20 protein-coding genes are annotated in these 18,347 nt (G+C 62.9%); 4 read left to right on the forward strand and 16 right to left on the reverse strand.

The features are described 5' to 3' along the window. Window positions 1–541 precede the first annotated feature (541 nt). The 3 genes from ABSG20_RS02025 to ABSG20_RS02035 all read right to left on the reverse strand — a co-directional run bounded on the left by ABSG20_RS02025 (window position 542) and on the right by ABSG20_RS02035 (window position 3,907). Window positions 542–2,260, reverse strand: a complete 1,719-nt coding sequence (locus ABSG20_RS02025) for an N-acyl-D-amino-acid deacylase family protein (protein ID WP_423862806.1) — start codon at window positions 2,258–2,260, stop codon at window positions 542–544. A gap of 78 nt (window positions 2,261–2,338) precedes the next feature. Beyond that, window positions 2,339–3,580 (reverse strand): MFS transporter, encoded by a 1,242-nt coding sequence (locus ABSG20_RS02030; RefSeq protein ID WP_423862807.1) that lies wholly within the window; start codon window positions 3,578–3,580, stop codon window positions 2,339–2,341. 171 nt (window positions 3,581–3,751) lie between these two features. Next, on the reverse strand, window positions 3,752–3,907 hold the full coding sequence (locus ABSG20_RS02035) for a hypothetical protein (protein WP_423862808.1): 156 nt from the start codon (window positions 3,905–3,907) through the stop codon (window positions 3,752–3,754). A gap of 172 nt (window positions 3,908–4,079) precedes the next feature. Here ABSG20_RS02035 and ABSG20_RS02040 point away from each other — a divergent pair, with 172 nt between their 5' ends. After that, the gene (locus tag ABSG20_RS02040) at window positions 4,080–4,322 is read left to right on the forward strand and encodes a hypothetical protein (protein WP_423862809.1); all 243 of its coding nucleotides are present in this window, start codon (window positions 4,080–4,082) and stop codon (window positions 4,320–4,322) included. A gap of 31 nt (window positions 4,323–4,353) precedes the next feature. Here the strand turns inward: ABSG20_RS02040 and ABSG20_RS02045 are convergent, their stop codons facing one another. The 10 genes from ABSG20_RS02045 to soxX all read right to left on the reverse strand — a co-directional run bounded on the left by ABSG20_RS02045 (window position 4,354) and on the right by soxX (window position 11,031). Continuing rightward, a complete protein-coding gene (locus ABSG20_RS02045) occupies window positions 4,354–4,626 on the reverse strand; it encodes a hypothetical protein (protein ID WP_423862810.1) in 273 nt (90 codons plus the stop codon). Then, a complete protein-coding gene (locus tag ABSG20_RS02050) occupies window positions 4,627–4,854 on the reverse strand; it encodes a transcriptional regulator (protein WP_423862811.1) in 228 nt (75 codons plus the stop codon). It lies immediately after the preceding gene. Between the two features lie 254 nt (window positions 4,855–5,108). Further along, window positions 5,109–6,149 carry an MBL fold metallo-hydrolase gene (locus tag ABSG20_RS02055; RefSeq protein ID WP_423862812.1) on the reverse strand — a complete coding sequence of 347 codons (1,041 nt, stop codon included), beginning with the start codon at window positions 6,147–6,149 and terminating at the stop codon, window positions 5,109–5,111. A gap of 51 nt (window positions 6,150–6,200) precedes the next feature. After that, window positions 6,201–6,656: a DsrE family protein gene (locus tag ABSG20_RS02060; RefSeq protein ID WP_423862813.1), complete on the reverse strand. Its 456-nt coding sequence runs from the start codon at window positions 6,654–6,656 to the stop codon at window positions 6,201–6,203. A 42-nt stretch (window positions 6,657–6,698) separates the two neighbouring features. Further along, window positions 6,699–8,447, reverse strand: a complete 1,749-nt coding sequence (gene soxB / locus ABSG20_RS02065) for a thiosulfohydrolase SoxB (protein WP_423862814.1) — start codon at window positions 8,445–8,447, stop codon at window positions 6,699–6,701. A gap of 29 nt (window positions 8,448–8,476) precedes the next feature. Continuing rightward, window positions 8,477–8,788 carry a hypothetical protein gene (locus ABSG20_RS02070; protein ID WP_423862836.1) on the reverse strand — a complete coding sequence of 104 codons (312 nt, stop codon included), beginning with the start codon at window positions 8,786–8,788 and terminating at the stop codon, window positions 8,477–8,479. 68 nt (window positions 8,789–8,856) lie between these two features. Beyond that, a complete protein-coding gene (gene soxA, locus ABSG20_RS02075) occupies window positions 8,857–9,699 on the reverse strand; it encodes a sulfur oxidation c-type cytochrome SoxA (RefSeq protein ID WP_423862837.1) in 843 nt (280 codons plus the stop codon). A gap of 38 nt (window positions 9,700–9,737) precedes the next feature. Continuing rightward, entirely contained in the window at window positions 9,738–10,049 is a 312-nt protein-coding gene (gene soxZ / locus ABSG20_RS02080) for a thiosulfate oxidation carrier complex protein SoxZ (protein WP_423862815.1), read from the reverse strand. Window positions 10,050–10,168: 119 nt separating this feature from the next. Further along, a complete protein-coding gene (gene soxY, locus ABSG20_RS02085; protein WP_423862816.1) occupies window positions 10,169–10,663 on the reverse strand; it encodes a thiosulfate oxidation carrier protein SoxY in 495 nt (164 codons plus the stop codon). 29 nt (window positions 10,664–10,692) lie between these two features. Continuing rightward, window positions 10,693–11,031 (reverse strand): sulfur oxidation c-type cytochrome SoxX, encoded by a 339-nt coding sequence (soxX, locus tag ABSG20_RS02090; RefSeq protein WP_423862838.1) that lies wholly within the window; start codon window positions 11,029–11,031, stop codon window positions 10,693–10,695. A gap of 361 nt (window positions 11,032–11,392) precedes the next feature. Here soxX and ABSG20_RS02095 point away from each other — a divergent pair, with 361 nt between their 5' ends. Beyond that, complete coding sequence (locus ABSG20_RS02095; protein ID WP_423862817.1) at window positions 11,393–12,076, forward strand: DUF938 domain-containing protein; 684 nt, start codon at window positions 11,393–11,395, stop codon at window positions 12,074–12,076. Window positions 12,077–12,106: 30 nt separating this feature from the next. On the opposite strand, the gene ABSG20_RS02100 is transcribed toward ABSG20_RS02095, so the two are convergent. Further along, the gene (locus ABSG20_RS02100; RefSeq protein WP_423862818.1) at window positions 12,107–14,173 is read right to left on the reverse strand and encodes a prolyl oligopeptidase family serine peptidase; all 2,067 of its coding nucleotides are present in this window, start codon (window positions 14,171–14,173) and stop codon (window positions 12,107–12,109) included. A 209-nt stretch (window positions 14,174–14,382) separates the two neighbouring features. Here ABSG20_RS02100 and ABSG20_RS02105 point away from each other — a divergent pair, with 209 nt between their 5' ends. Beyond that, the gene (locus tag ABSG20_RS02105) at window positions 14,383–15,627 is read left to right on the forward strand and encodes an MFS transporter (RefSeq protein WP_423862819.1); all 1,245 of its coding nucleotides are present in this window, start codon (window positions 14,383–14,385) and stop codon (window positions 15,625–15,627) included. 85 nt (window positions 15,628–15,712) lie between these two features. Here ABSG20_RS02105 and ABSG20_RS02110 read toward each other — a convergent pair whose 3' ends face one another. After that, window positions 15,713–16,210, reverse strand: a complete 498-nt coding sequence (locus tag ABSG20_RS02110) for a VOC family protein (RefSeq protein ID WP_423862820.1) — start codon at window positions 16,208–16,210, stop codon at window positions 15,713–15,715. A gap of 194 nt (window positions 16,211–16,404) precedes the next feature. Beyond that, window positions 16,405–16,950 (reverse strand): carboxymuconolactone decarboxylase family protein, encoded by a 546-nt coding sequence (locus ABSG20_RS02115; RefSeq protein WP_423862821.1) that lies wholly within the window; start codon window positions 16,948–16,950, stop codon window positions 16,405–16,407. A gap of 191 nt (window positions 16,951–17,141) precedes the next feature. Between ABSG20_RS02115 and ABSG20_RS02120 the strand changes: the two genes are divergently transcribed. Beyond that, on the forward strand, window positions 17,142–18,326 hold the full coding sequence (locus ABSG20_RS02120; protein WP_423862822.1) for an acyl-CoA dehydrogenase family protein: 1,185 nt from the start codon (window positions 17,142–17,144) through the stop codon (window positions 18,324–18,326). The last annotated feature ends 21 nt before the right edge of the window (window positions 18,327–18,347 follow it).

Raw genomic sequence — 18,347 nt, forward strand, 5'->3', positions numbered from 1 at the left:
GCGGGAATGCCGGGTGTTTTCCGGTGCCTCGCTGTGAATACTCGTGTGCGTGATGGCCGTTTTCTGCACGCGAGGCTGCGGGTGCCACTGGGCATCCGGCATTCCCCACGCCCTCTCTTGGGCGGAAGTCTCTTGCAACAGCCCGGGCGCGTCGCGCCGCGGGGCGCGAACGCGTGTGTGGGAAACGTGCGCGTGGGAAAGGGCACGTCTTTGCGAGGAGCCCTTGCGACGAAGCAATCCAGCTTTCTCTCCACGGCGTCAAAGCTGGATTGCTTCGCGAACGCTCGCCATGACGATCTCAGAATATTTTTGCGCGGAAGTTGGAAAAATGCGTCGGAAATCAGCAGGATGGGCGAAGCCACTGGGTCGCGCGAATGCGCGAACCGATGGCGTACTCAAGAATTTGAGAATCATCTCGAGCAAGTGGTGGGCACGGCGCGAGGAGCGCCTTTTGCTTAACCTTTCGAATCAACACAGGCGCCTGGATGCCCCTGTTTCCGCGCCTGTATTAACAGGGCTTAACAGGAAAAGGTGCGGTGCATTACTGCAAGCCGCCTCTTGCCCCGCGCACCAGGCGGCCCGGCCTGGCGCCGGTGGCCGTCCCGCCGCGCTGGGTGGCGACGCCGGAGACGATGGTGGCGTCAAAGCCGTCGACCTGTTGCAAGAGGCGGCGGCCGCCGACCGGGAGATCGTAATGGACTTTTGGCGGATGCAGATGCAACCGGTCGTAGTCGATGACGTTGAGGTCGGCCTTGTAGCCGGGCGCGATCACGCCACGGTCGGACAGGCCGACCGACAGCGCGGTCTTGCGCGACTGCGCCGCCACCACGAAGGGGATCGAGAGTTTTTCGCCGCGGCTGCGGTCTCTTGTCCAATGCGTCAACAGATAGGTCGGGAAAGTGGCGTCGCAGATGATGCCGCAATGGGCGCCGCCGTCGCTCAGGCCCGGCACCGCGCAGGGATCCCTGAGCATCTCGTGCACGGCGTCGAGATTGCCGTCGGCGTAATTGAGGAACGGCACATAAAGCATGCCGCGGCCGTCGTCGGACAGCATCGCATCATAGGCCAGTTGTTCGGGCTTGAGGCCCTGCCGGCGCGCCTGCGCGCCCAGCGCGTTCTCCGGCGGCTGCTCAGCATCGGGGGGATCGCCGAGCAGGTACATCTTGTCGTAGTCCGGCTTGAAGAACAGCGGATCGTCGGTCGCCGTCGCGGTCTCGCTCAGGATCGCGGCGCGCACTTCAGGTTGACGCAGCAGCGCCAGCCGTTCGGCCAGCGGCAGTCCTGCAATTTCCCGGTAACTCGGATGGGTCTGGAACGGGTTGCGCGACAGTTCCAGTCCGAGCAGCAGCCCGACCGGGCGGGCGGCGATCTGGGCGGCGATCTCAAGCCCGCGCGCGGAAGCCTCGCCGATCAAGTCGAGCGTCTGGCGCCAGCGCCGCGGCGCCCGGTCGGCCTGCGCCACCGAAAACGAAATCGGGCAGCGGGTAGTTTCCGCCACCCGCAGCATCATCGGCAGGTCTTCCTCGATAGAGGCCTGGTCAAGCACGAATTGCAGAACGCTGCGGCCGACCCGGTGCATGGCGCCGGCGATCGCGGTCAACTCGTCTTCGCCGGCCTTCAGGGTCGGGGTGTAGTCGCCGGTCGAGGTGCGGTGGTTGAGGGTGCGCGAGGTCGAAAAGCCAAGCGCGCCAGCCCGCACGGCGTCGCCGGCGAGCGCGGCCATGGCGCTGTTATCCTCTGCCGTCGCCGGATCGCGGCGCGCGCCGCGCTCGCCCATGACATAGACGCGAAGTGCCGCGTGCGGCAGTTGCGCGCCGATATCGATGTCGAAATGGCGCTGCGACAGCCAGTCCATGTAATCCGGAAAGCTTTCCCAGGCCCAGGGGATGCCGGCGCTCAGCACCGGTTCGGGAATATCCTCGACGCCTTCCATCAACTGGATCAGCCTGACATGGTCCGATGGACGGCAGGGCGCAAAACCGACGCCGCAATTGCCCATCACGGCGGTGGTGACGCCGTTCTGCGACGACGGCGTGATGTCCTGGCTCCAGGTCACCTGGCCATCATAATGCGTATGCAGATCGACAAAGCCCGGGGTGACCAGTTTGCCTCGGGCGTCGATCTCGTCGGTGCCTCTGCCCAGCCCGCGGCCGACTTCGACGATGCGGCCCTCCGAGATCGCCACGTCGGCGTCGAACAGTTCGCCGCCAAAACCGTCGGCGATACTGCCGCCGCGGATCACGAGGTCTGGATTGGCCATGGCGTTGCGTCCCGGGTTTTGCCGTATTGTCGGCATCATCCGATGCCGCGGCCTGCTGTCAACCGCCGCGGGCGAGGTTCAGGGATGCAGCAACTCTGCGGCAGGGCTGGCTTGCGGGTTGCGGTCGGTGACCAGCGCGAGCAGGACCGTCAGGACCATGAACACCACGGAAGCGCCGAATACCCAGTGCGGGGCATTCTGGTCCATGATCCAGCCAAACAGCAGCGGGCTGAGGATGCCGCCGATGTTGAAGCCGGTGGAAACGATGCCGAAGGCCCGGCCCGCCGCGCCCGCCGGCGCCGCGTTGCGGACCAGCATGTCGCGCGAGGGCGCGATGACGCCGCCGAGGAATCCCGCCACCGCCATTGCCGCCGTCAACAGCAGCGAGGGCAGCGCGACGGTCGCGATCAGCAACACGATCACGGCATTGATGGCAAAACAGGCGGCGGCCACCTGGCCGTGGCGTTGGGTGTGGTCGGCGAGAAAGCCGCCCGCCAGCACGCCGATGGCGCTGAAGCCGAGAAAGGCCGTCAGTGCGATATTGGCGGACGGGAACGATGCGCCGTATCCGCTGATCAGTGCCACGACGCCGAAATTGCCGATGCCGGCGTTGGACAGGCTCAGCAGCATGAAGAACAGCGTCAGCACGATCAAAGTGGGCGTGATGACGCTTTGCTGCGGCACATGCGCGCCATCGATCTTGCGATCGGCGGCGCTGGCGTCGGGAATGCCGACCGCGACCAGGAGCAGCGCCACCAGCGGTCCGACCGCGCCTGCGACGATCAGCGCGCCGTGGCCTCCGCTCCAGGTCACCAGCGCGGCCACGATGGCGGGCGCGACCGCGGCGCCGAGGTAACCGGCAAAGGTGTGGATCGAAAAGGCCCGGCCCATGCGCGCCGCATCCATATGAGCCGACAGGATGGCATAATCGGCCGGGTGATAGACGCTGTTGGCAAGCCCGAGCAGCACGGCGCTTCCGATCAGCCAGGAATAACTCGGATGCAGGCCGAGCAGGATCAGCGCCAGGCCGCCCAGGGTGAGGCCCACCAGCAGGATCTTGCGGGCGCCGATATGATCGGCCAGATAGCCCATCGGCGCCTGGGTCAGGCCGGAGACGATGGCAAAGACCGTGAGCGCGAAGCCAAGCTCGATGTAGCCGACGCCGAGCCGTTGTTTCAGGAAAGGAAACAGCATCGGCAGCACCATGATATGGAAATGACTGACCCAATGGGCGGTCGAAATCGCGGCCAGCGTGCGCAGCGCGGCACTCGCTTTCGTTGGCGTCTTCGCTTGTTGCGATGCGGCGAGAACGTCGACCATGCGAGATGCTATTCCCGTTTAAATGCTGCGGCCGGGCAAGGCCGGGCCGAAACTACCGGTTGCCCATTATTTGTCCATGGATGCTGCCGCATGGCAGCCCACGCCAGCCGCGCCGCGGAAGCGAATCACAGCGCGCCGCGGCAGCGAATCACACCGCGCCGCGGCAGCGAATCACAGAGGCTGATCGTCGTCGCCGTGGCGGTCACGCTTCGGCGTGGCGATATCGCCATCTTCGACGTCGTCGTCCTCGACCGGTGCGGGCGGCGCCTGCTTCGACTTGTCTTTGGCCTTGCCCGGAGGCGCGGTCTTGTTGCCTTTGTCACCCATCCTGTTTGGTTTCCTTGAACGGGGTGGGTCGAACCCTGGCGCTGCGACAGCGTCACATCCGCGCAGTGACCTCGATCCCACCGCATTTGATATCCATATTAATCGGTGTCGGTCATTCTTTCCTGCCTTTTTCCGGCATTCCATGTAAAGGGAGGTGCAACAGGGAGCCCATATGAAAAAGCCGAAGATCGAAGCAGAGGATCTGCAGCCACGCAAAATCATTCGCGCCGACAAGCCGCCGACATCCGGCTATTCGCTGGTGGTGGACGGCCACTTCAAGTCGCACCATGATACGATCGAAGCCGCCGAAGCGGCGGGCATGGCATTGAAGAATCAGTACCGGATGCTTCAGGTGCAGATTTATGATGCCCTGAGCAAAACCCGCTCGATGATCGAAAGTCACGAGCCGGTTTAGACTTGGTTCAGACCATGCTCGGACAAAGGAACTAAGTCCGGCGGCCGCCGCTCTGTTGCCCGGCCAGCCAGTCGGACAGAACCGGGGCTTTTCCGCCGGACTTGTCGGATGATTTGGTGCGCGGCTTTTTCGCAGCGGCCGGGGGCGGCGGCTCGGCGGCCTCGCGCGCCAGCCGCAAGGCCTTCAGTCTTGCCATGTTGTCGCGCACGGCTTTGGCGGCGATATCCGCATCGGTCCGGCCGGGTTTGGCGCCGGCTGTCTTGTTGAAACGCGCATCGGCGCGGCTGCGATCTTCTTTTGTCATCTAGGTCGTCTTCTTTTTCTTGAGCCTGGCTTTGGGTTCGGCGGGCTTGTCGCGATCGGCGGCTTCTTTCGCCAATCGCAGCGCGCGCAGGTCGGCGGTCCGCTTCCGGATCGCGACGTCAGCCGCGGCGATATCCGCCATCGCCTTGATGCCCTCGGCATCCTGGGCGCGCTTCCGGCTCAGCCTGATCTCTTTCAGTTCGGCCGGGCTTTTAGGTTCATCACTCATCGCGTGCCTCAACATTCACGGCGCGCATGATCATGCGGCGACCGATGCCCAGAGCGTAGCATGCATCGGGCGGCAAAAGGGCGTCTTTTAGGCCGAATCCGCTGGAAAAAATCGCCGTCCGGGCAAAATCAGCTATTGTGGTGAAGAGCCGGGGCCGGCGTGACCGGGTCGGGTCGGGCAGCGGAGAGGCGCTGATGGCGCCGGGTTCCCGTCAAATCGGCCTTGGTTGGCCGCTACCCATCCTGAAGTCGTCCTCACCCTGTCAGCACCGGCCCACCGGCTTTCTTCCAGGCGTCGATCCCGCCTGTGATATGGGCGGTGTTGGTGAGGCCGGCTTTACTTGCTGCGGCGACCGCCATGGCGGAGCGCTCGCCGAATGCGCAGAAGAATACGATGCGGCGGCCGGTCGCTGCGGCCACTTCGCGCAACATGCCGCCGGGCTGCAGGCTTTTGTCAATATCGGGATAGGGAGCGTGAAGCGCACCGGTCAAGGTGCCGTGCTTGGCGCGCTCGCTGCTCTCGCGGAGATCGACCAGCAGGATGTCCGGCCGGCCGAGGTTCGCAATCGCGTCGCGCGGGCTCAGCGCGCGGCCTTGCTTTTTCAATTCATCCTGGTGCAGGCCGACCTGCATGTTCGCCGGCACCGCGACATCCATCATCTTCGGATTGGGCAGTTTCAGGTTGCCCATCAGCTCGACATATTCGTCCACCGAGCGTACTTGCAGCCGCGGATTGAAGCGTCTTTCCTCGCCGATGGTGGAGACGGTGTCGCCCTTGTAGTCATGGGCAGGAAAAACCAGGGTTTCATCGGATAGCTTCAAGAGCCGGCCGAAGATGGAATCGTATTGCGCCCGCGCATTGCCATTCTGGAAATCGGTGCGGCCGGTGCCGCGGATCAGAAGCGTATCGCCGGTGAAGACCCGGTCACCCATCAGGAAGCTGTAGGAGTCGTCGGTATGGCCGGGCGTATACATCACATCGAGACCGAGGCCCTCGATCATCACCCTGTCGCCATCGGCTACCCGCATCGCCACCACGTCGGCCTTGCTCTGCTCGCCCATGATGGTGACGCAGTGGGTGCGGTCACGCAGTTCGCCGAGCCCGGTGACATGGTCGGCATGCAGGTGGGTGTCGACGGCCTTGACCAGCCTGAGATCGAGCTCGCGGAGCAACTGGCAGTAGCGATCGACCTTCTCCAGCACGGGATCGAGGATCAGCGCCTCGCCGCCGGCGCGGCTCGCCAACAAATAGCTATAAGTTCCGGAAACGCTGTCGAACAACTGACGAAAGATCATGGCTGGCAGGCCTGCGGATTGATTTCTCGATGTCCTGACACGCGAAAAGCGCTACGGCCGCACATAACTCCAACCCTGCTCCTGCAATTCCATGAGGTGAACGACCCCTGAGGGAACGATGGTGGCTTCGGGCAGGATGAAGATGGCGTGGCCTTCGGACTTTTCCATGCCCTGCTTGGTATTGTTGCAGGCCGAAAACCGGATCTTGCCGGGCGACAGCATTTCCTTGAGATGCTTGATGCGATCCTGGACCGGCGAGGTGTCGGCCCGCAGCATGTTCAGGCCGGGACCATAGGCGACGATATCGATGTCGACGTCTTCGTTCTTGTCGCGGTAATACTCGATCACGGCGTTGGCGTTGTTCAGCGCCAGGTTCATGACCTGCGGATCGTTCTGATCGACCTGAATGGCAATGCGATGCAGCTTGCCTTCGTCCGCGAGACTCGTTGTGGCGAACGCCATCGATAGCAACGCTATGGTGGCTAGACGACGAAGAAAGGCGCGCATGTCAAATCTCCCTAAGGCCGAATCACTGTATACCCAGATGTCTCATCCCTGCCCCGCGATGCCCGGATTATTGTCCACGCCCTTCAACGTGACGCCGGTGCCACGCTGCTCCGACGTCTTGGCGGAGGCGAGATGTTTGGCGAAGACATCCCACAGCGGGGTACCCTGCTGCTGGTTGACGGAGGCCCATCCGGCCACCTTGTAACTTCTACCCGCCTCGATCGGGCGGCCGTTATCGAGCATGAGGTCGGAAATCCGCTGGCCAACCGATGCTCCGGGCGTGCAAGCATAGACAAAACCGCCGACGCGAACCATATCGCCGCCCTGCTGATAATAGGGATCGGCATTGAACAGATTGTCACAGACGTCTTCGAGCACGTTCTTGATCTGGCCGCCGGTCATGCTCTGGACGTAGGTCTCGGGATAGCTAATGGCGGTCTCGGACAGCACGTCTTCCATCGTCACCGGCTGGCCCGGCAGCAAGCTCGGGCCCCAGCGGAAGCCTGGCGACAGTGCGATCTCGCCGTCGAATTCGTGGCGCAGCGCGTCGCAGATCAACTGATCCACACTGCCGCCGAAATTGCCGCGCCGATACAACAGCCGGTCGGCGGTTGCGATTTTTTCCGCATAGGCCGCCGCATGCGGCTCACGCATTTTGTCGATCAGCGCCGCCATCGCCGCATCCGGCTTGAGCAATTCCGAGAACACCGGAAGCAGCCGGTAACGCACACCGCTGACCCGGCCTTTTGCCAGATCGAGATCGAGTACGCCGAGAAATTGTCCGCTCGAGCCGGCATTGGTCACGAGCGTGGTGCCGCTGGCATTGGTCACGGGGATCGGCTGCGGAACGGCATCGTGGGTATGGCCGCCGAGGATGACGTCGATGCCGCTGACGCGGCCGGCGAGCTTGAGATCGACGTCCATGCCGTTATGCGACAACAGCACCACGGCGTCGACCTTGTCGTCGGTCCGCAGCTTACTGACCAGTTTCTGCAATTCGGCTTCGCGAATCCCGAAGGTCCAGTCCGGCGTAAAGCGCTTCGGATGCGCGATCGGCACGTAGGGGAAGGCCTGCCCGATCACGGCGACGCGGTGTCCGCCGAGCTCCTTGATGATGGCCGGCTTGAACACGCGTCCCGAGGCGGGATCGAAGGCCTCGGTGTCGTTGAAAGCGGCTTCCTCGCTGAGGAAGACGTTCTGCGCCAGAAATTCACCCTTGAAACGCTCGAGATTGGCGCGCAGCGCTTGCTCGCCATAGGTGAATTCCCAGTGCCCGGTCATCGCCTCGATGCCGAGCAGGTTCGCGGCTTCCACCATGTCCGCGCCCTGCATGGTGTTGGCGAGCCCAGAGCCCTGCCACAAATCGCCGCCATCGAGCAGCAGCGAGCGCCCCTCGCCAGCGTCGCTGCGCAGACGATCGATCAGCGTCTTCAAGTGCGCGAAGCCGCCGAGCTTGCCGAATCGCGCGGCTGACTTCTCGAAATCGAGGCAGGTGAAAGCGTAGGCGTCGGCGCTATCAGGCTTGATGCCGAAGCGGTCGAGGAAGGCGCGGCCGACCAGATGCGGCGGCTTGCCTGCCATCGCGCCGATCCCGAGATTGACGCTCGGTTCCCGAAAATACACCGGCTTGAGCTGCGCATGGGTGTCGGTCATGTGCAGGATGCGCGCATCACCGAAGCGTTCCAATTCGTAAACGCTGGCGCCATCGGCGGCGCGCGCCAACCGCGGCAAGGTGCCCGCAAGCGCTGCAGCGGCAGTGAATTTGAGAAGATCCCGGCGGCAGATGGTCATGTCATGTCCCAGCGGTCGCGAGCGACGCCTCAGTGTATTTCGGAATTCTTCCAGGCTTCCTTTTCGCGCTGAGCCTGGAAGATAGAGGCCCTGGCCAGCGCTTCGGCCTGCTTCGACAACGCGATGGCCTGGTCGAAATCGCCGGCGCCGGCGGCCTGCTTTGCCGCCGCCAGGGCCGCGGCCGTGGTGGTCCATTGATCGCGCAGCTGGCCGGCTTCATTGTCGGCGGCTTCCGCCGCGGCATAGGCGGCCTTGAAGTCGGCTTCGGAACCCGCGGCCAGCACGGAAGCTGCGCCTGCGATCAACAGCAGCGATGCCAGCGCGAGCGAGGATATACGCATCTGCTGCCTCATTTCGCGCTTGAGCCCGATCGGAACGGAAAACCGGCTCTCACTGATCCGGAGCATACTCATGGCCGCGCACCGGGACCGGAGATCGGCAGACCGTTGCTGAGATAGGACAAGTAGAATTCGAGATCGCGGTATTCGTCGTCCTGCGCGTTGAGCGGTACGCCACGGGTCTGGCTGTTGCAGGTGATGAAGCGCCGGCTGACCGTGCCCATGCCGCTCCATTCCGAACGATAAATCGGCATCGCATTCAATATCCCGAGCGCCGGCGCCAGCACTTCGGCACGGATCCGCTCGCCCGGGGCCTGCACATGACAGGACGCGCAGGAGAAATTGAGCTGGCCGCGCCGCGTGTAGAAATAGCGCTTGCCGTTCTGGTAGGCAGCGATCGCGCGCGGATCGTCGGGGATCTTGATGTCGAACGGCTTGCCGCGGGAGGTGTACGCCATATAGGCGGTCAGCGCGGCCATGTCGTCCTTGACGTAGGACAACGGTGTCTCGCCATTGGCTTCGCGGCACCGGTTCAACGCCAGTTCGAGCGTGATGACCTTGCCTTCCTGCTCATCGAAGGTGGGGTAGTTTTGCCTGATACCGATACCCTGGTTGGGAAAGCAATCCGCATAGGTCTTGCCGTTCTTGAATGGTTTGGTGAACATTTCCTTGCCAGCTTCCAGCGCGAACTCGTAAGGCGGAAACTGTTCGATCTCTTGCCATTGCCGGCGCATGTCCGCGTTCATCGAATAGGGGCCGTTGACAAAGTCCTCCAGCTTCACATTGGGGAATTTCCCGGTGAAGTAATTCTGGAACGCCCGCGCGTCGGCCAACGGATCGACGGTGTCGGCAGCCGCGGCCGGCCGCGCGGGCGCCAACGCCAGCAGCGCCAGCGCGACCGCGGCAAAATGGATCGCAGATTGCACCTTCAGTTCTCCGCCTGCGCTCGCAATTACAGAATCTTCGCCGTGGTCGTGTCGGAAGCGCCGGTGTTGTCGACCCAGCTGATTTTCAGGTCGTCCCCCTTCTTGGCGCCCTTGAAGCTGAACTTGACATAGGGGTCCTTGGAGACCGCCGGGCCCCAGTCCGCGACGAACACGCTTCTGCCGTCATGTTCGAAGGTCAGCTCCTGGATAAAATGTGGCGGGATGATCTCGCCCTTGGCGTCCTTGACGTAGCCGGAATCCATCGGATGCTGGATCAGCGCCTGCACTTCGGTGGTCTCGCCGCTTAAGGTCGCGCGCACGCGAATGGTCGATGCCATCAGAATACCCCTGGTTTATGGTTTGCGCATGATCTCCCGGCAAACGCTTCGTATATGCCCGTCGGAAAACCGGCTCCCACTTTCCACGAACGTGGCCTCCGGGTCCCGATCATGCGTGCTTAGCCGCCGCAGCCGCCGACGGTAACTTTGACTTCCTTGGTCGCGCTGTAGAGTTTGCCGCCGGCTTCGACAATTGCGATCACGTTGCTGGTTTGCGCCATTTTGAGGCGATTGGCCACGCTCGCGACGGTCCCTGCCGGGATTTTGTAGGACGCCGCCAGCGCATTCGGATTTTCGCTGACCAGAATTGAGATCGAGGTCACCCCAGGCAGGTCAGCGCTGACCGAGATCGGAACCACCGCGCCGTTCTCCGCGATTTCAGGGGCGTCCAGCTTGACCTTGTCCGATGGCTCGGCGGTCTTGCCGTAGAGCGACTTGATCGCGTCGTCGCCGCCCTTCTGCCTGAAGGCATCTTCCGGATATTTGTCATTGGCGGCGGCGAAGCCGGGCGCAGGGCCGAACGCAATGCCGCCGAAGCCGACCAGCGTGACGGTGGCGACGCCTTTCAGGATCAGGCGCCGCGTCGTCAAAAGCCCGCTTTGCGTGATGGTCATCGGAAAGACTCTCCCAGGGTGCGGCGCCGTTACAGGGTCTGCAGGAATTCCACGATGGCGTCGATCTCCTGTTCGGTCAAAATGAGATTGCGACCAAACGGAGGCATCACGGTCTGAGGGTTGCGTCTGGTTTCATCGCTGAGGATGGCGACGAGTTCGCCGCGGTCAGGATATTTGCTTTTGATATCTTTCAGTGCCGGTCCGATAGTGCCGGGAAGATCGCCGCCCTTGATGTCGTGGCAGGTTAGACAATTGCCCTTACTGCGGTCGAAGGCGAGCTTTTGGCCTTCGGCTACCGAGGACTGCGCAGCGGCCGGGCCTGCCAACGCGAGCGCGCCGACCAGCAGCGCTGCGGCAAACGCCGGGATAAAGGCTGGCTTGGTCAAGGGATGGTTGGGCAAGGTTTCCAGCGGGTTCCACCTTCACCGCGAACGGCGTCGTTCAGATTCACAACATAGGCTCCTCAAAGCATATACGTCAGCGGCTGACAATGGATGCAGTGTCCGCATCGGCATGTCGCGGTTAATGATATCCGTAAATATCGGCGCAAATCGCCAACGGCGGCGGTCCCCGAGCTCCGGCCGGCCGTCCCCAAGGGCGTCCCATCGATGCCAATATCTACCTTGAGCAGCAAAGCCTGGATCGCACTATTCTGATAGAATGAATTCGATCCGGACGCTGCTCGTGCTCAAACAGATTGATTGTGGCAACCTTAAGTGAGGGGCTGACATGGCTGAATATGTCGTGGAATTCGGCAAGGATGGGCGGCCGGCCGAGCCCGACGGCCGGCTCGATGCGCCGGCCTTTCATCGCAACCATCAGGCGATCTGGTCGGTGCTGCGGCAATTCCTCGACGGCAAATCCGGTGACGTCGTGGAAGCCGGCAGTGGTACCGGCCAACACGTCGTGGAGTTCGCCCGGCATATGCCTGAAATCACCTGGTGGCCGAGCGATCTCAACGCGCAGCATCTCAAGAGCATCGCGGCGTGGCGGACCCATGCGGGGCTATCGAACATCCGCCCGCCGCTGCGGATCGACCTCACTGATCCCTCCTGGTGTCAGGAAATGCACGACGGCAGCGGGCCTGAGAAATTGCTGGCGGTATTTTGCGCCAATGTGATTCACATCGCACCCTGGCGCGTTGCGGAAGGATTGCTTGCAGGGGCGGGGCGCTATCTTCGCGCGGACGGGCGGCTTTACCTGTACGGGCCGTTCAAGCGCGGCGGCGAGCATACCGCGCCCAGCAATGCCGCATTCGACAGCAGTCTTCGCGACGGCGATCCCGAATGGGGCGTGCGCGATATCGAGGCGTTGCAAGAACTCGCAGCCAGCGCCGGCCTGAAGCTGATCGAGATCGCCGAGATGCCCGCCAACAACCTGATTCTGGTTTTCGCGCGTCAGCAGGCCGCTTGAGCAGCTGCAGCTTTCTCGCTTCCGCTTCCGTTACACTGACCGGTCCAACCAGCCGATTTTGTTCTTCAGGAATGTATAGCCGAGGGCGGTGAACGCGGCGCGTTCCTTGTTGTCCTTGCCATAGCCGTGACCGCCGGCGGCAGGCTCGTAGAAATAGGCCTCATATCCCATCGCCTGCAGCTTCGCGGTCATCTTGCGGGCGTGGCCGGGATGAGCGCGGTCATCCCGCCGCGTCGTGGCAATCAGGATCGGCGGATAGTTCCGTCCGGGCGTGGCTGTGTGATAGGCGGAATAGGTTTGCAGCCAGGCCCATTGTTCGGGCTTGTCGGGATCGCCATATTCCGCGATCCAGCTGACACCCGCGAGCAGCTTTGTATAGCGGCGCATGTCGATCAGCGGAATCGTGCAGAATAGCGCGCCGAAGCGTTCCGGATAGCGCGTCAGCATGTTGGTGATCAGGATGCCGCCGTTCGATCCGCCCTCGGCCGCGATGCGGCCCGGACGCGTTACGCCGCGCCGGACCAGGTCGGCGGCGACAGCAGCAAAATCATCGTGCGCAAGCCTCTTGCCGGCATATCGGCCGGCGTCGTGCCAGCGCGTGCCGAACTCGCCGCCGCCGCGTATGTTGGCGACGACGCTCGTACCGCCGCGTTCCAGCCACAGTTTGCCGAGCGCCGAACTGTAATAGGGCCGCATCGAAATGCCGAAGCCGCCGTAAGCGCTGAGGTGAACCGGTGCATCGCCGGTCTTCCCGGCGGGTCCGGTCTGAACGTAGGGAATGCGTTCGCCGTCAACCGAGATGGCCTCGTGCTGCGTGACCACCAGTCCCTCCGCAGAGAAGGTCCGCGGTGCCTGTTTCAAAAGCGCCGGACTTTCAATCCGTTCGATCAGCATCAAGGAGGGTGGCGTCAGCGGGTCCTGGATATTGGCAAGCAGGTCGCCATTGCTTTCGGATACCTCAGCGTCGAGAGGCCAGACATCGACGACGCCGATCTCGGGTAATCCCTCCAAGTTGGCACGGGTCCAGCCATTTGCCGATGGCGTCCAAACTTCAAAAACCGGCCGCAATTCGTCCAGAATCGGCAGCACCAGTCTGCCCGCATTCCAGAAAAAGCCCTGCAGCGCGCGGCGCGGTCCCGGCTCAAAAATAACTTCGAAGTTGCGGTCGCCGGCCAGAAAGGCGGACAGCGAGATGCCAAGTACAGTATCCGGCGCAAAGCTCCTCCCACGCGGCGACCATGCCGTACGCAATTTCACCACCTGCCAGTCCTGATAGGCTCGCGCCCAAACGTCGGTCGGCAGATCGAGTTTTGTCTTTGCGCCGGAGTCGTCGCCGAGCCAAATACGATAATTGAAGAAATCAAGCCATTCGACGAACCATACCCTGAGGCTGGCGCCAGTTCGGTCGATGCTTGAGAAAGCCATGATGTTATCGGGCGCGGTCTCGAAGATTACCTGCGCTCGATTCACGTCCGTGCCGCGCCGCCATAGCCTTACCGTCCTGGCATAGCCTGATGTCGTCGCCATACCCTCGCCATAAGCACTGGAAAGCAATAGCGTATCGCGGTCGAGCCACTCCGCGCTGCCCTTGGCTTGGGGCAGCGTGAAGCCATCGGTTACGAAAGCTCTGGTGCCGATATCGAATTCCCGTGTCACGGAGGCGTCGCTGCCGCCGCGCGAAAGGCTGAGAATTCGTGCATTACTGTCTGGCAGTGCCTGGATCGAGTTCAGGATCCAATCTTCGGCTTCCTCGGCGGCGAGTTTGTCGAGGTCGAGGATGATGTCCCATTTCGGATCGGGATTACGATATTCATCGGGCGTCGTTCGGCGCCAGATGCCGCGCGGATGATTGGCATCCTTCCAGAAATTGTAGAGCAACCCGCCGCGCCTCCCGACATAGGGAATATTGTCCGGCCGGTCGTAAATCGTCGCCAGTGTGTCGCGATCCCGGGCGAAACCGGCATCGCCGAACTTTTCCAGCGTCAGCCGGTTTTGCCGTTCGACGAAATCGAGCGCGCGTTCGCCCTCGATGTCTTCCAGCCACAAATACGGATCGTCATCGGGGGCGGCCAGGGTCGGCCTGTCGTCGACGGGCATGGTTTCAGCTCCATGGGCGTTTCTGCAGGCCCGGAAACAACACTAACGGCAGGATTCAGATTTACCCGCCTGCGCGCGCCCTGTCCAATGTGCCGAAGTCGCATGACGCGCGCCCGTTTGCATCGGTTGATCGGGCGGACGGCTGCCCTCATAGTGTCTGCAATCAAGGACGGCGTCTGGATTCGGCTGCGCCGGGGTGGAATTCGCCGGTGATCGATGTGACAGCAGTGGAGGAGATGGCCAGTGACGCCCGCGCGCGCGCCAATGTGGCGCGGCTGGCAGCGGCGCAGGCGCTGACCGGCGCCAATTCGGCCGTGATCTTCGCCACCGGCTCGATTGTCGGAGCGACGCTGGCGCCGGATATCTCGTTCGCGACCGTGCCGATTTCGATGTACGTGGTCGGGCTCGCGGCGGGCACGCTGCCGACCGGGGCGATTTCGCGCCGCTTTGGCCGCCGCGTGGCCTTCATCATCGGCGCCGGCTTGGGGGCAATGACCGGTCTGCTCGGATCGTTCGCCATCCTGCGCGGTTCGTTTACGCTGTTTTGCTGCGCGACCTTCCTCGGCGGACTCTATGGCGCGGTGTCGCAATCCTATCGTTTTGCCGCGGCCGATGGCGCCAGCGCGGCCTATCGCCCCAAAGCCCTGTCATGGGTGATGGCCGGCGGGGTGTTCGCCGGCGTGCTCGGCCCACAGCTCGTGCAATGGACCATGGACATCTGGCTGCCCTATCTGTTCGCCTTCAGCTTCGTGGTGCAGGCCGGCGTCGCGCTGGTCGCGATGGCGATCCTCGCAGGCGTAGATGCCCCAAAACCTGCGCCGTCGGATCTCCATGGCGGCCGTCCCTTGCTCGAAATCGTCCGGCAGCCGCGCTTTATCGCTGCCGCCATTTGCGGCATCGTTTCCTATCCGATGATGAACCTGGTGATGACGTCGGCGCCGCTGGCGATGAAGATTTGCGGGCTCAGCGTCAGCGATTCCAACTTCGGCATCCAGTGGCATATCGTGGCCATGTACGGGCCGAGTTTTTTCACAGGCTCCTTGATCGCCCGCTTCGGCGCGCCGCGTGTGGTCGCGACCGGCCTGTTGCTGGAGGCCGCCGCCGCGACGATCGGGCTCACCGGTGTCACGGCGATGCATTTCTGGGCGACCCTGATCGTGCTCGGGGTGGGGTGGAATTTCGGTTTTGTCGGCGCCTCCGCGCTGGTTTTGGAAACGCACCGGCCGCAGGAGCGCAACAAGGTTCAGGCGTTCAACGATTTTCTGGTGTTCGGGATGATGGCGATCGGCTCATTTTCCTCCGGCCAGTTGCTGGCAAATTACGGCTGGTCGGCCGTCAACATGGTGGTCTATCCGCCGGCGCTGCTGGGGCTCGCGGTTTTGACCGTGGCGTCGCTGGCGCGGCGGCGGAAACGGCCGCAAGCCATGGCCGAATTTCCTGATCCGGGTATTTGACCGGGCAACCTAGGGTTCGGCGAGGCGGGCGGATGCAGGCTATCGCATTCGGGAGCCGCGCGAAACGCGTCTCGATGGACGAGGCTCAGGCCTCCCTTTGCCGCAACAGGTCCTCGAGGTCGAGCCGGTGCGTGAACATGGCAAGCGTACCGTCCGGCTTGCGCGGCCATTGTTCCCGCGGCCGGTCCCAATATAATTCAACGCCGTTCTCGTCGGGATCGCGCAAGTAGAGCGCCTCGCTGACGCCGTGATCGCTGGCGCCGTCGAGGGCTACTCCTGCACGCATCACGCGATGCAAGGCATCGGCCAGCGCAGGCCGCGTCGGGTAGAGGATCGCGGTGTGAAACAGCCCCGTGGTTCCCGGCGGTGGCGGATGGCCGCCTTTGCTTTCCCAGGTGTTCAGCCCGATGTGGTGGTGATAGCCGCCGGCCGAAATGAACGCCGCGCCGGAGCTCAAGCGTTGCATCACCTCAAATCCCAGCACGCCGCAATAAAACGCAAGCGCGCGATCAAGATCGGCGACCTTGAGATGAACATGACCGATCCGCGTTCCCTCGATGATCGGCTTGGAGGTTTCGGGCATGGTGTGGCTCCGCTCGCTGTTCTTCACCCCGCCCGCTAGCGGCGCTTGCGGGGAGAGGTCGGAATTTCAGAATTTGAGCGTAGCTTAATTTCCGGGTGAGGGGGATTCTCGGCAAGTCTGAATTTGCCGATAAAGCCCCTCACCCCAACCCTCTCCCCGTGAAGCCCCGTGAAGAACGGGGAGAGGGAGCGCGCTCACGCCAGCTCGGAAACCTCGCCCTTGGGCAGGTCGAACTCAAAGGTGTTCAGCGTCATCGACACCATGGTGTAATAGCCGCACAGCCCGATGATTTCGACCAGTCCGCGCTCGCCGAGCGTCTTCACGGCTTCATCGTAAAGCCGCTGGCTCAAGCCATGGCCTTCATGCAGCGATTTGGAGACATCGTAGATTGTCTGGCCCTTCGGATCGTCGAAATGCGGGGTGCGGCGATCGCGGATGTCCTCGATGATTTGGGGGTCCATGCCGCCTTTGAGCGCAAGCCGCTTGTGGGCGTACCATTCGTAATGCGCGGTCCAGTGCCGCGCCGTCACCAGGATCGCGATCTCGGAAAGCCTTGCCGGAAATACCGTGTCGAAGCGCAGGACGGCGCCGAGACGCGTGGCGTGCCTGGCCATTTCGGGGCTGTTGAGCCAGGCCATCATCGGCGGCGGCGCCGCGCCGCGCTTGCCGGCAATCGACTCGTCGTAGGTTTGTTTCTGGTCCTCGTTCATTTCGCCAGGCGAAAGCAACTTCAGACGCATGTTGGTTTCCTTGTGTTTTTCAATCGTTGTGACGCTGGTGACGCCGGAGCGCAGCTAGCCCTACCATATCCTGCAACGCCGAGGCATGCGTCAGAGACATGTTGAATTTCACGATATCGCCGTTAAGGTCCGCCGAACAAGATCGACCGGTTGCGCGCAAACCGCATCAGGTCCGCCGAAATGGAAACGCCATGTCCGATCCGGAAAGTTTTCGCCACCAAACCCGCGCCTGGCTGGAGACCAATTGTCCGCCCGAAATGCGGCGGCCGATGACCTCGGAAGACGATACGTTCTGGGGCGGCCGCAGCACCAAATTCTCCTCCGAGCCGCAGCGCGTCTGGTTCGAGCGGATGCGCGACAAGGGCTGGACCGTGCCGCATTGGCCGAGGGAGTACGGCGGCGGCGGCCTCGACCCGGAACAGACAAAAATCGTGCGCCAGGAGATGGCCGCGATCGGCGCGCGCCAGCCGCTGGTCTCCTTCGGCATTTCCATGCTGGGCCCGGCGCTGCTGAAATACGGCACCGACGCGCAGAAGCAGGAGCATCTGCCCAAGATCGCAGCCGGCCTGATCCGCTGGTGCCAGGGCTATTCCGAGCCGAACGCCGGATCGGATCTCGCCTCCTTGCAGACCCGCGCCGACAGCGACGGCGACGACTTTATCATTAACGGCCAGAAGATCTGGACCTCCTACGCCAATCATGCGGATTGGATCTTCTGCCTGGTGCGGACCGATCCGACCGCCAAGAAGCATGACGGCATCAGTTTTATTCTGTTCGACATGGCCTCCAAGGGGGTCTCGACCAAGCCGATCCTGTTGATTTCCGGCCGCTCGCCGTTCTGCGAAACCTTCTTTGACAGCGTTCGCGTTCCCAAGGCCAACGTGGTCGGCACCGTCAATCGCGGTTGGGATGTCGCAAAATACCTGCTGCAGCACGAGCGCGCGATGATATCAGGCATGGGCGAGCGCGGTGTCGGACGGCCGCTCGGGCAGGTCGCCGCCGATGCCGTCGGCACCGACGAGCAGGGCCGTCTGGAGGATCCGATGCTGCGCTGTGAGATCGCCACCTTCGAGATCGACGAGGCGGCGCTCGCTTGTGCCGCCGAGCGCGCCGTCGATCTGGCCAAGGCCGGCCAGGCCCATCCGGCGTTTTCTTCGGCGATGAAGTATTACGGCACCGAGCTGAACAAGCGCCGCTACGAGATCCTGATGTCCGCGGGCGGCATCGATGCGCTGGAATGGGAGAGCGAGCGCTCGAAAGGCGGCGCCCGGCCGCGCGCCTGGCTGCGCACCAAGGCCAACTCGATCGAGGGCGGCACCAGCGAGGTCATGCTTGGCATCGTGGCCAAGCGCATCATCGATCTGCCCGGGGCTTGAGGGTGCGGGCCTCATAACAGC

This window comes from Bradyrhizobium sp., from assembly GCF_049512235.1.
GTDB lineage: Bacteria > Pseudomonadota > Alphaproteobacteria > Rhizobiales > Xanthobacteraceae > Bradyrhizobium.

Excerpts from the sequence above, each read along its gene's own strand:
- ABSG20_RS02025 (WP_423862806.1), bottom strand. The coding sequence starts at position 2,260 with ATGGCCAATCCAGACCTCGTGATCCGCGGCGGCAGTATCGCCGACGGT.
- ABSG20_RS02030 (WP_423862807.1), bottom strand. The coding sequence starts at position 3,580 with ATGGTCGACGTTCTCGCCGCATCGCAACAAGCGAAGACGCCAACGAAA.
- ABSG20_RS02035 (WP_423862808.1), bottom strand. The coding sequence starts at position 3,907 with ATGGGTGACAAAGGCAACAAGACCGCGCCTCCGGGCAAGGCCAAAGAC.
- ABSG20_RS02040 (WP_423862809.1), top strand. The coding sequence starts at position 4,080 with ATGAAAAAGCCGAAGATCGAAGCAGAGGATCTGCAGCCACGCAAAATC.
- ABSG20_RS02045 (WP_423862810.1), bottom strand. The coding sequence starts at position 4,626 with ATGACAAAAGAAGATCGCAGCCGCGCCGATGCGCGTTTCAACAAGACA.
- ABSG20_RS02050 (WP_423862811.1), bottom strand. The coding sequence starts at position 4,854 with ATGAGTGATGAACCTAAAAGCCCGGCCGAACTGAAAGAGATCAGGCTG.
- ABSG20_RS02055 (WP_423862812.1), bottom strand. The coding sequence starts at position 6,149 with ATGATCTTTCGTCAGTTGTTCGACAGCGTTTCCGGAACTTATAGCTAT.
- ABSG20_RS02060 (WP_423862813.1), bottom strand. The coding sequence starts at position 6,656 with ATGCGCGCCTTTCTTCGTCGTCTAGCCACCATAGCGTTGCTATCGATG.
- soxB (WP_423862814.1), bottom strand. The coding sequence starts at position 8,447 with ATGACCATCTGCCGCCGGGATCTTCTCAAATTCACTGCCGCTGCAGCG.
- ABSG20_RS02070 (WP_423862836.1), bottom strand. The coding sequence starts at position 8,788 with ATGCGTATATCCTCGCTCGCGCTGGCATCGCTGCTGTTGATCGCAGGC.
- soxZ (WP_423862815.1), bottom strand. The coding sequence starts at position 10,049 with ATGGCATCGACCATTCGCGTGCGCGCGACCTTAAGCGGCGAGACCACC.
- soxY (WP_423862816.1), bottom strand. The coding sequence starts at position 10,663 with ATGACCATCACGCAAAGCGGGCTTTTGACGACGCGGCGCCTGATCCTG.
- ABSG20_RS02095 (WP_423862817.1), top strand. The coding sequence starts at position 11,393 with ATGGCTGAATATGTCGTGGAATTCGGCAAGGATGGGCGGCCGGCCGAG.
- ABSG20_RS02100 (WP_423862818.1), bottom strand. The coding sequence starts at position 14,173 with ATGCCCGTCGACGACAGGCCGACCCTGGCCGCCCCCGATGACGATCCG.
- ABSG20_RS02110 (WP_423862820.1), bottom strand. The coding sequence starts at position 16,210 with ATGCCCGAAACCTCCAAGCCGATCATCGAGGGAACGCGGATCGGTCAT.
- ABSG20_RS02115 (WP_423862821.1), bottom strand. The coding sequence starts at position 16,950 with ATGCGTCTGAAGTTGCTTTCGCCTGGCGAAATGAACGAGGACCAGAAA.
- ABSG20_RS02120 (WP_423862822.1), top strand. The coding sequence starts at position 17,142 with ATGTCCGATCCGGAAAGTTTTCGCCACCAAACCCGCGCCTGGCTGGAG.